Here is a 9,703-nt window from a genome sequence, read left to right on the forward strand (position 1 = left end):
TCTGATATTTAAGCATCAGCGTCATCCATCTTTCGCGGCCGCCCCGGAGTACCGCGCCGTACGCGGCGCCGCAATGTTGCCTCGATCGTATCCTTGAAGCGTTCGCTTCCGTAAATCCGGCATTCGTTCAAGGCAGAACGAATCGCATCGACGTCGCGCGCTCCCAAACGACTGCGAAACAACGCTCGATACGCCTGCTGCCGCTCATCGGATGTCGTGCCCAGCGCGAGATATTCGCGATGGTCACGAATCACCGCGTTCGCATGCCCTTGGGCATGGGCCGTGTAGCTACTCCAGCGATAATCGCCCGGGTGCTCGACCATTTGTGCGCGTACCGGGTTCATTTCGATATACCGGTAGCACGTCAGCAGGTAGCTGGAACTGTCAATCAGGCTCGCCTTGTAGCGTCCCTCCCAAAGCGTTCCCGTGCGCCGATATTGTGAGTTGACGTAGGGTACGTAGCGACGCCCGACAGACTGCATCAGCTTGCCGATCGCGCCGGTGTGGTGAGGCGTGACGAGCAAATGCACGTGATTGGTCATCAGCACGTAGGCATGCACTTCGCACGCATGCCGCTCGGCGGCATCGCGCAGCCAATCAAGATAGGCGGCGTAGTCGTCCTCGGCAAAGAACGCCGGCTGCCGATTGTTGCCGCGCTGGATCACGTGCTGCGGCACACCGGCCAGTTCGTAGCGAATCGGGCGAGGCATCGAGCAGACCTACGTCAGGACGCTGCGGACTAGGATACCCCGGCAGTATGAGAAATACCAGTCTGACCCCTATTTTTGCTATTTTTGTGTTTTTGTGTGACCCCTATTTTTGCGTGCAATAAAGCCCGGCGGAGAGGAGAGTCACTTCAAAGGCGTGATGCGTACCGAACGCAAGATCGTTTCGATGTCGCGCTGGCGGGCTTGATGCCAAACGGCATCGGGCAAACGGGCACGGTCCAAGTCAAAGCTAAGTGAGATGAGCACATCATCGTCTAACTTGCGTGTATACAATTCCAAATATCCATATAATGAATTAGGCACTTCGCGCTTCACCCATGTGTCATCTTGAACCCCGACAACGCTCGATTTCGACGAACTCGACGAGCCACTCTGAATGAATTCCTTCAGTTGATTGATATCATCGGGTGCTTTAGGTAGGCGGACAGGAATGTTCACTGTTTGCACCGATATCCTGAACGCCCCGTAGTCCGACCCCATACTGCTCCGCCCATACTCGCGAGTGAAGATCGACGTTGCATCGAACGTCGCTTGCTCCGTCCGACCAACCTGCAACGGCCCCGGATGAGCCTGGAAGAATTCGCGGCCGCCACCCGGCACGGTGATCGTCACCTGATGCTGGTTGATCGTGACGCTCCACTTGATCGATTCTGCTGAATTCATTTCCGCCGCCGGGCCACCCATCCAATTGCCGGCCGCGCAACCTCCGGTCACCAAACCGAGCATGATTGCCAGCAACACCGTCGCCTTGCCTCCGATCAGTGCGCGCATACGGCCCCCTCAACAATAGGGGTCAGACTGATATTTAAACATCGGCGTCATCCACCTTTCGCGGCCACCCCGAAGTACGTCGCCGTACGCGGCGCCGCAGTCTACGACGGCAAGCGCCGTATCTTCGCGCCCAGCGTGCTGAGTTTTTCCTCGATGTTTTCGTAGCCGCGATCGATGTGATAGACGCGGTCGACCGTGGTATCTCCTGTCGCCGCGAGGCCCGCGAGCACGAGGCACGCTGAGGCGCGCAAGTCGGTCGCCATGATCGGTGCGCCGGTCATGCTTTCGACGCCCTGGATGATCGCGGTGTTGCCTTCGAGACGGATATCCGCGCCCAGCCGATGCAGTTCATGCACATGCATGAAACGGTTTTCAAACACGGTTTCGGTGATCACGCCGACACCTTCGGCGACCGAGTTCAAGGCCGTGAATTGCGCCTGCATATCGGTCGGGAACGCGGGATACGGCGCCGTGGTGATATTCACTGCCTTCGGCTTGCGTCCATGCATGTCCAGCTGCACCCAGTCTTCGCCCGTGGTGATCTCGGCACCGGCGTCCTCTAGTTTCTGCAGCACCGCATCGAGCGTCTTCGGGCGTGCGCGTTTGGCCATGACGCGGCCGCCGCTGATCGCGCCGGCGACGAGAAACGTGCCGGTCTCGATGCGATCGGGCAGCACGTCGTACTGGGTGCCATGCAATTGCTCCACGCCTTCGATCACGATCGTCGCGCTGCCGGCGCCTTCAATCTTCGCACCCATGCTGTTGAGACAGTTGGCCAGATCGACCACTTCGGGTTCCTGCGCGGCGTTCTCGATCACCGTGGTGCCCTTGGCGAGCGTGGCGGCCATCATGATGTTCTCGGTGCCGGTCACGGTGACGATGTCCATGTTGATCCGCGCACCCTTCAATCGCTTCGCACGCGCCTTGATATAGCCGTTTTCGACCGTGACCTCGGCGCCGAGCGCCTGCAGACCCTTGATGTGCAGATCGACCGGACGCGAGCCGATCGCACAGCCGCCGGGCAACGACACGTCGGCCTGGCCGAAGCGCGCGACCAGCGGACCGAGCACGAGGATCGAGGCGCGCATCGTCTTGACCAGATCGTAGGGCGCGAAATAACGGTCAGTCGTGCGTGGATCGATATTGATGCGCATGCGCTCGTCGATCTCGAGGCTGACGCCCATCTGGCCGAGCAACTCCATCGTCGTGGTCACGTCGTGCAGATGCGGCACGTTGCTGATCGACACCGGACCGTCGGCAAGCAGGGTCGAGGCGAGGATCGGCAGCACCGCGTTCTTGGCGCCGGAAATCCAGACGTCGCCGTTGAGGGGTTCTCCACCCGAAATAACGATCTTGGCCATGGTCAGAGCAGGGCTGAGGGCTGAGGGCTGAGGGCTGCGGTACGCGCCCAGATATTGAATCTCTTTGCAAAATTTTGGTCTTTCACGCCTGCTCCAGAAATTTCGTGTATCCGACTCTTGTTGAGTCGCCGTGTCGCCCTCAGCCCTCAGCCCTCAGCCCTGCTTCTTCCGGCGTCAGCGTCTTCAGCGCCAACGCGTGAATTTCGCCGCCCATCAAGCCGCCCAGCGTCGCATAGACCAAGCGATGCCGCGCCAGGGGCAGCTTGCCGGCAAAGGCTTCGCAAATCACGAGCGCCTCGAAATGCACGCCGTCCGCGCCCTGCACGTCCGCCCGCGCGCCGGGCAGGCCGCGTTCGATCAAAGTCTTGATGGTGTCAGTGTTCATCGGATGCTCGAATTATGGCCCAGTACGGGCAACGCCGACGACTTTTTGTCATCCGCGCAATGAATCTTGCGTTATCCTCGTCGCTGGGAGGCCCAGCCAGCGTGCCGCGGAAATCGGTGCCAAGGCTGCCCTAGGCCGGTACAGGGGGATACACTACGAGGCGCGCAATGGTACTCAATAACCCCGGGCACAGAAACCCGGAAAGTACGATTCCTTCCATTTCCCTGCTGCACCCATTGTTGATGAATGCAAAAATCCATTCGCTGAACCCGGCAGGCGCGACGGCACGGCTCGATAACGCCGCGCTCACTCGCAGTGCGCTGACGGTGATCGAGACCGAGGCGCGCGCGATCGATATCCTCAAGTCGCGCATCGACGCGTCGTTTCTGCGCGCCTGCGAATTGATGTTCGATTGTCCGGGACGCGTGATCGTGTCCGGCATGGGCAAGTCGGGCCATGTCGCGCGCAAGATCGCCGCCACCTTGGCGTCGACCGGCACGCCGGCGTTCTTCGTGCATCCGGGCGAAGCCAGCCACGGCGATCTGGGCATGATCACTCAGAAGGATGTGGTGCTCGCGCTGTCCAATTCCGGCGAGACCGACGAACTGCTGACGATTCTGCCGCTGATCAAACGCCAGGGCGTGCCGCTGATCCTGATGACCGGCAATCCGGATTCCTCGCTCGCCACGATGGCCGACGTGCATCTGGACGTGAGCGTGCCGGAGGAAGCCTGCCCGCTCGGCCTCGCGCCGACCGCAAGCACCACCGCCGCCCTCGTCATGGGCGATGCGCTGGCGATCGCGTTGCTCGAGGCGCGCGGCTTCACCGATGAGGATTTCGCGCGCTCGCACCCGGCCGGCACACTCGGCCGGCGCCTGCTCGTGCATATCAGCGACATCATGCATAGCGGCGACAAGGTGCCGCGCATCGCCGCGGATGCGAGTCTGTCGGATGCGCTGGTCGAAATGACGCGCAAAGACCTGGGCATGACCGCAATAGTTGATCAGGGAACGAATCGTTTGCTCGGCATCTTCACCGACGGCGACCTGCGCCGCGCAGTTGACGACGACGATATCGACCTGCGTGCAACCCCGGTCACCCAGCTGATGAATCCGCGACCCAAGACCATCGCCGCCGACAAGCTCGCGATCGAGGCCGCACGCCTGATGGAGGATCACAAGATCCACGCGATCCTCGTGGTCGATGCGGCGGACTGCGTGGTCGGCGCGCTGAATATCCACGATCTGCTGCGTGCACGCGTGGTTTGAGTGGATAGGGCTGAGGGCTGAGGGCTGAAGATCAAGAGCGGCGAGACCCCGCTTTTCAGCCTTGGGCCCTCAGCCCTCAGCCCTCATTAACAGGCGCAGGCTGTAGAATTCACAGCCCACAATCCGGTCGCCGAATCCAGTGCTAGCAACCAACGTCCCCGCCGACATCCTCGCCCGTGCCGCACGCGTGAAGCTTGCGGTGTTCGATGTCGACGGCGTGCTCACCGACGGCAAGCTCTGGTACGCCGCCGACGGCAGTGAGATGAAGGCGTTTTATGCGCACGACGGCATCGGCATGAAGCGGCTGCTGGCGAACGGCATCGAAATCGCGGTGATCACCGCGCGCACCAGCCATATCGTCACCGAACGCACGGCCGAACTGGGCATCGTGCACGTGTATCAGGGCCAGGAAAAGAAACTCGATTGTTTCGAACACCTGATCGGCGCGCTCAAGCTCGCGCCCGATCAGGTCTGCTATACCGGCGACGATATCGTCGATCTCGCCGTGATGCTGCGCGTGGGTCTGTCGATCGCGCCCGCGAATGCGCATCCCTTGGTGCGCGAGCGAGCGCACTGGCACACCGCATTGCGCGGCGGCGAGGGCGCCGCGCGCGAAGTCTGCGATCTACTGCTTGCCGCGCAGGGCAAGGCCGACGCCGAGCTCAAGCGCTGCCTGTGATGGACCGACGCACTTATTTCACGATAGCGATCCTCGCCCTGCTCGCATTCGCGGGCTGGGTGCTGGTCTGGATATTCCGCCCGCACGACGAGGGCAACGCATTCGCCGGACCGCCGCGTTCGGACTACACGCTCGACAACTTCACCCTTGACGCGCTCGATACCGACGGCAACCATTCGTTCACCGTGGCCGCACCGCGCCTGACGCGCCGCGGCGACGACGGATCGATCTATGTGATGACCCCCGATTACGAAATCGTCGACAACAGCGACAACCTCTGGAAAGGCACGTCCGATTCCGCCTGGGTCAACAAGGACGGCTCGATCATGAAGCTCGAGGGCAAGGTCGCGATGCACCGCGTGCCGACCGAAAAAGTCGCGCCGGTGGAAATTCTCACCACCGACATGACCGTGACCACCGATCCCAAGCCGAAAGACGCCAGGGGCCGTACCATGGCCGGCGGCCCGCACCGCGACAAGCGCATGGAAACCGCGGCACCGACGACGATGATCGACCCGAACAATGTCTCGCACAGCATCGGCATGAAGGCCGATCTGGACCTCAAAACCGTGGAGCTGCTATCCGATGTTCATACCATTTCGTTACCGGCAAAAAGCAATGGCGGCAAATAAGCTCGCAATGCTGTGCGGACTGGCGGCACTGGCGATCGCAGCCAACGCGTTTGCGCTCAAAAGCGACCGCGATCAGCAGATGCTGGTGGACGCGAACGCGGCCAAGAGCGTGGAGAGCAAGACCGAAACGGCGACCGACCCGGACCTGACCGATCTGGACGGCAACGTCGTCATGACCCAGGGTTCGATCAAGATTCGCGGCGATCACGCGACGATCTATCGCATGCCGAAAAACGCCAAAAACGAAAATGCCGGCAAGGTCGTGCGCGCGGTGATCACCGGCAAGCAGGCGCGCATGCAGCAAGTGCACGATGGCGACTGCGGACTGATGACGACCAACGCCAACAAGATCGACTACAACCCGATCACCTACGTCGCCGAGCTCAGCGGCGGCGTGGTCGTCGACCAGGCCGGCCGCGGTGAATTTCACGGCGAGCACATGCTCTACAACACCGACACCGGCGACATGGAAAGCGGCGACAAATCCTCGCCGGCCGGCCGCGTGCACCTGGTAATGGAACCAAAGACCGACAAACCCGCGCCCAGCGCCAACAACTGCGGTTTCCCCGCTTCCGCAGCGCCGAAACCCGCCGCGAAACCCGCGGGCACGAAGTCGGGCGGCGCGCACTGATGCTCAATGCGGTCGGTCTGCAAAAAAGCTTCAAGGGCCGCACGGTCGTGCGCGACTTCGACTTCAACCTCGAGCAAGGCGAAATCGTCGGCCTGCTCGGCCCCAACGGCGCGGGCAAGACGACGACGTTCTACATGGTCGTCGGCCTGATCGGCGCGGATGCAGGACGCATCACGCTCGACGAACACGACATCACGCAAATGCCGATGCACGGACGTGCGCGCCTCGGTGTCGGTTATCTGCCGCAGGAGCCGTCGGTATTCCGCCGCCTGACGGTCGCGGAAAATGTGCTGGCGATACTCGAACTGCGCCGCGATCTAGACGCCGACGGGCGCCGCGCCGAGCTTGCGTTGCTGCTCGACGAATTGCAGATCGCGCACATCGCCGAAAGCAAGGGCGTGAGCCTGTCCGGCGGCGAACGCCGGCGCGTGGAGATCACGCGCGCGCTCGCCGCGAGACCGCGCTTCATGCTGCTCGACGAACCGTTCGCCGGCATCGATCCGATCTCGGTCGTCGAGATCCAGCGCATCGTGAAGCAACTGCGCGCGCGCGGCATCGGCATCCTGATCACCGATCACAACGTGCGCGAGACTCTCGGCATCTGCGATCGCGCCTATATCATGAGCGACGGCGCGGTGATCGCGAAGGGATCGCCGCAGGACGTGCTCGCCAACGCGCAGGTGCGCGAGGTGTATCTGGGCAAGGAATTCAAGATGTAGTTTGAGGGCTCAGGGCTGAAGATCAAAAACCAAATGAGCACCATGTTTTTCCGCTTCTAGCTTCAACCGGAGACAAGCGATGGATCCCTTTCTCACCGCCGCCATCGAAGAAGCCGAGCGCGGCTTGGCCGAGGGCGGTATTCCGATTGGCTCGGTCTTGGTCCACGACGGCAAGATCATCGGCCGCGGCCACAACCGGCGCGTGCAGAAAGGCAGCCCGATCCTGCACGGCGAAATGGATGCGCTGGAAAACGCGGGACGTTATCCGGCCAGGGTGTATCGGACCTCGACGATCTACACAACCCTGTCGCCCTGCTCGATGTGCAGCGGCGCGATCGCGCTGTATGGCATCCCGCGCGTGGTGATCGGCGAGAACGTGACCTTCATGGGCGAGGAAGACTGGCTGCGCAGCAAGGGCGTGGCGCTCGACGTGGTGAACGATCCGCGCTGCATCGAGATGATGCGCGACTTTATCGCGACGCGACCCGATCTGTGGAACGAGGATATCGGCGAGCTCGAATGATAAAAATACGGCGATCGCGGATCGCCGTTCCGATTATCTTTGCTTGGCTGTTTCCGTAGCACTATCCCCCGGTGCGGTCGACTTCCGACTGATATCCCCCGCCGCAGGCAAATCCTTTTCTTCCCAACCACCACCCAGCGCCTTGACCAGGGCGACGCTGTCGTTGAGGCGCGTGCCGAGCAAGGCGATCGCTGCGCGCTCGTTGCTGTAAGCGGTGGCCTGTGCGGTGATCACGTTGAGATAACTCACGATGCCGGCGCGATACTGATTGATCGTGATCGTGAGCGCCTGCTCCGCCGACTTCACCGCATCGTCCTGCGCCGCCGCTTCCTGTTCGAGTATGCGCAGCGCAGCGAGATTGTCTTCGACGTTGCCGAACGCAGCGAGTGCGACCTGACGGTAATTCGCCGCAGCCACATCATAAGCCGCCCGCACCTGCGCGGACTGCGCGCGGCGCGCGCCGCCGTCGAACAGCGTTTCCGCGAGGCGTGGCCCGATCGACCAGTAACGGCTGGGCGCATCGAGCAATTGCGAGAGCACCGAGTTCTGATAACCGCCGCTCGCGGATAGAGTCAGGGTAGGAAACCAGGCCGCTTCGGCGACCCCGATCTGCGCGTTCGCGGCCGCGGCCTGACGCTCGGCCACGGCGACATCGGGACGGCGTTCGAGCAGGCTCGCCGGCACGTCGACGGGCACAACGGGCGGCTGCACCTTGAGCGGCTGCGCGGCGAGCGAAAACTCGGCCGGCGCTTTGCCGATCAGCAACGCGATCGCATGTTCGTACTGCGCGCGTGCGACGCCGAGATCGATCGCCTGCACCTGCGCGCTCTTCAACTGCGTCTCTGCCTGCACCACGTCGGCGCGCGCGGCGACGCCGACGTTGTACTGATTCTGGGTCAGCTGCAGCGACTTGCGGTAGCCGTCGACGGTGTCGTCGAGCAGCCGCTTCTGCTCGTCGGCGATGCGCAACTGAAAATAGGTCTGCGCGAGCGACGCGTGCAGTGATAGACGTGTGGATTCGAGCGTCGCCGCGCTTGCCTGCGCATTGGCGACATCGCCCTCGACCGTGCGCCGCACGCTGCCCCACAGATCCGGCTCCCACGACGCGGCGAACGGCAGCTGGTAGGCATTGGCCGGATGCGACGAACCCGGATTGCCGCTGGTACTGGTGCCGCCGATCACGGTGCCACCGGACACGATGCCGCCGCCGGATGTGCCGTAGCGTCCCGAACGCGTTGCGCTCGGGCTGGTGGTCAGCGTCGGCCAGAAACTTGCGCGCGCGCTCGACACCAGCGCGCTGGCCTGGCGATATTGCGCCTCGGCCTGTTTCAGACTCTGGTTGGATACGTCGATCTGCTTCTCCAGATCGTTGAGCACAGGATCGCCGAAGACTTCCCACCACGCGCCACGCTTGATCGCATCCGCGGGCGCGGCCTGCTTCCAGCCGGTGTTCTCCTTGTATGCCGCCGGTGTCGCCAGCTCGGGCTTCTTGTAATCGGGACCGACGGCGCACGCCGACAGCAGCGCGCCGCACGCGGCAGCGACAAGAAAATTCAACCCGATGGCTCTCATGTTTTGCATCTTTATACTTTTCTCTTTATTCGCATTCACGCCGCCACCTGTGGTGTCGAAGCCGGCGGTGCGTGATAGATGCGCACCCACCAGCGCTTGCAGCGCAGGCGGAAGCGGTCCATGTACAAGTACACCACCGGCGTCGTGTACAAGGTCAGCAGCTGGCTGACCAGCAGACCGCCGACGATCGAAATGCCGAGCGGCCGGCGCATTTCGCTGCCCTCGCCGTAACCGATCGCCAGCGGCAGTGCGCCGAGCATCGCCGCCATCGTGGTCATCATGATCGGACGAAAACGCAGCAGGCAGGCCTGGAACACCGCGGCGCGCGCATCGAGGCCCTGATTGCGTTCGGCATCGAGCGCAAAGTCGATCATCATGATCGCGTTCTTCTTGACGATGCCAATCAGCAGGATCACGCCGATGAACGCAATCAC

General features: G+C 62.4%; 12 protein-coding genes. 6 read left to right on the top strand and 6 right to left on the bottom strand.

Going from position 1 to position 9,703, the window contains the following annotated elements:
- Positions 1-8 precede the first annotated feature (8 nt).
- The 4 genes from VIE67_RS07765 to VIE67_RS07780 form a co-directional block, all read right to left on the bottom strand.
- Positions 9-677, bottom strand: a complete 669-nt coding sequence (locus tag VIE67_RS07765; RefSeq protein WP_332024926.1) for a transposase — start codon at positions 675-677, stop codon at positions 9-11.
- Positions 678-851: 174 nt separating this feature from the next.
- The gene (locus tag VIE67_RS07770; protein WP_332024928.1) at positions 852-1,499 is read right to left on the bottom strand and encodes a hypothetical protein; all 648 of its coding nucleotides are present in this window, start codon (positions 1,497-1,499) and stop codon (positions 852-854) included.
- Positions 1,500-1,600: 101 nt separating this feature from the next.
- A complete protein-coding gene (murA, locus tag VIE67_RS07775; protein ID WP_332024930.1) occupies positions 1,601-2,860 on the bottom strand; it encodes a UDP-N-acetylglucosamine 1-carboxyvinyltransferase in 1,260 nt (419 codons plus the stop codon).
- Positions 2,861-2,999: 139 nt separating this feature from the next.
- Complete coding sequence (locus tag VIE67_RS07780; RefSeq protein WP_332024932.1) at positions 3,000-3,245, bottom strand: BolA family protein; 246 nt, start codon at positions 3,243-3,245, stop codon at positions 3,000-3,002.
- A gap of 242 nt (positions 3,246-3,487) precedes the next feature.
- Between VIE67_RS07780 and VIE67_RS07785 the strand changes: the two genes are divergently transcribed.
- The 6 genes from VIE67_RS07785 to VIE67_RS07810 all read left to right on the top strand — a co-directional run bounded on the left by VIE67_RS07785 (position 3,488) and on the right by VIE67_RS07810 (position 7,697).
- Complete coding sequence (locus VIE67_RS07785) at positions 3,488-4,513, top strand: KpsF/GutQ family sugar-phosphate isomerase (protein ID WP_332024951.1); 1,026 nt, start codon at positions 3,488-3,490, stop codon at positions 4,511-4,513.
- Between the two features lie 139 nt (positions 4,514-4,652).
- Positions 4,653-5,192, top strand: coding sequence for a 3-deoxy-manno-octulosonate-8-phosphatase KdsC (kdsC, locus tag VIE67_RS07790; RefSeq protein ID WP_332024933.1), 540 nt, complete (start codon positions 4,653-4,655; stop codon positions 5,190-5,192).
- A complete protein-coding gene (lptC, locus tag VIE67_RS07795; protein WP_332024935.1) occupies positions 5,192-5,824 on the top strand; it encodes an LPS export ABC transporter periplasmic protein LptC in 633 nt (210 codons plus the stop codon). Before kdsC ends, lptC begins: the two co-directional genes overlap by 1 nt.
- Positions 5,811-6,455, top strand: coding sequence for a lipopolysaccharide transport periplasmic protein LptA (lptA, locus tag VIE67_RS07800; RefSeq protein WP_332024937.1), 645 nt, complete (start codon positions 5,811-5,813; stop codon positions 6,453-6,455). The genes lptC and lptA overlap by 14 nt, the downstream gene beginning before the upstream one ends.
- Positions 6,455-7,174, top strand: a complete 720-nt coding sequence (lptB, locus tag VIE67_RS07805) for an LPS export ABC transporter ATP-binding protein (RefSeq protein WP_332024939.1) — start codon at positions 6,455-6,457, stop codon at positions 7,172-7,174. The genes lptA and lptB overlap by 1 nt, the downstream gene beginning before the upstream one ends.
- Positions 7,175-7,253: 79 nt before the next feature.
- Positions 7,254-7,697 carry a nucleoside deaminase gene (locus VIE67_RS07810; protein ID WP_332024941.1) on the top strand — a complete coding sequence of 148 codons (444 nt, stop codon included), beginning with the start codon at positions 7,254-7,256 and terminating at the stop codon, positions 7,695-7,697.
- 33 nt (positions 7,698-7,730) lie between these two features.
- Here VIE67_RS07810 and VIE67_RS07815 read toward each other — a convergent pair whose 3' ends face one another.
- Positions 7,731-9,278 (bottom strand): efflux transporter outer membrane subunit, encoded by a 1,548-nt coding sequence (locus tag VIE67_RS07815; RefSeq protein WP_332024943.1) that lies wholly within the window; start codon positions 9,276-9,278, stop codon positions 7,731-7,733.
- A 26-nt stretch (positions 9,279-9,304) separates the two neighbouring features.
- Positions 9,305-9,703, bottom strand: a 399-nt coding sequence (locus tag VIE67_RS07820; RefSeq protein ID WP_414707312.1) for an efflux RND transporter permease subunit, incomplete at its 5' end; no start/stop codon positions are given.

The organism is Rudaea sp. (genome assembly GCF_036560865.1).
GTDB lineage: Bacteria > Pseudomonadota > Gammaproteobacteria > Xanthomonadales > Rhodanobacteraceae > Rudaea.

Coding starts and splice junctions, on each gene's coding strand:
- VIE67_RS07815 (WP_332024943.1), bottom strand. CDS start 9,278: ATGCAAAACATGAGAGCCATCGGGTTGAATTTTCTTGTCGCTGCCGCG.
- VIE67_RS07810 (WP_332024941.1), top strand. CDS start 7,254: ATGGATCCCTTTCTCACCGCCGCCATCGAAGAAGCCGAGCGCGGCTTG.
- VIE67_RS07770 (WP_332024928.1), bottom strand. CDS start 1,499: ATGCGCGCACTGATCGGAGGCAAGGCGACGGTGTTGCTGGCAATCATG.
- murA (WP_332024930.1), bottom strand. CDS start 2,860: ATGGCCAAGATCGTTATTTCGGGTGGAGAACCCCTCAACGGCGACGTC.
- VIE67_RS07780 (WP_332024932.1), bottom strand. CDS start 3,245: ATGAACACTGACACCATCAAGACTTTGATCGAACGCGGCCTGCCCGGC.
- lptC (WP_332024935.1), top strand. CDS start 5,192: ATGGACCGACGCACTTATTTCACGATAGCGATCCTCGCCCTGCTCGCA.
- VIE67_RS07785 (WP_332024951.1), top strand. CDS start 3,488: ATGAATGCAAAAATCCATTCGCTGAACCCGGCAGGCGCGACGGCACGG.
- lptA (WP_332024937.1), top strand. CDS start 5,811: ATGGCGGCAAATAAGCTCGCAATGCTGTGCGGACTGGCGGCACTGGCG.
- lptB (WP_332024939.1), top strand. CDS start 6,455: ATGCTCAATGCGGTCGGTCTGCAAAAAAGCTTCAAGGGCCGCACGGTC.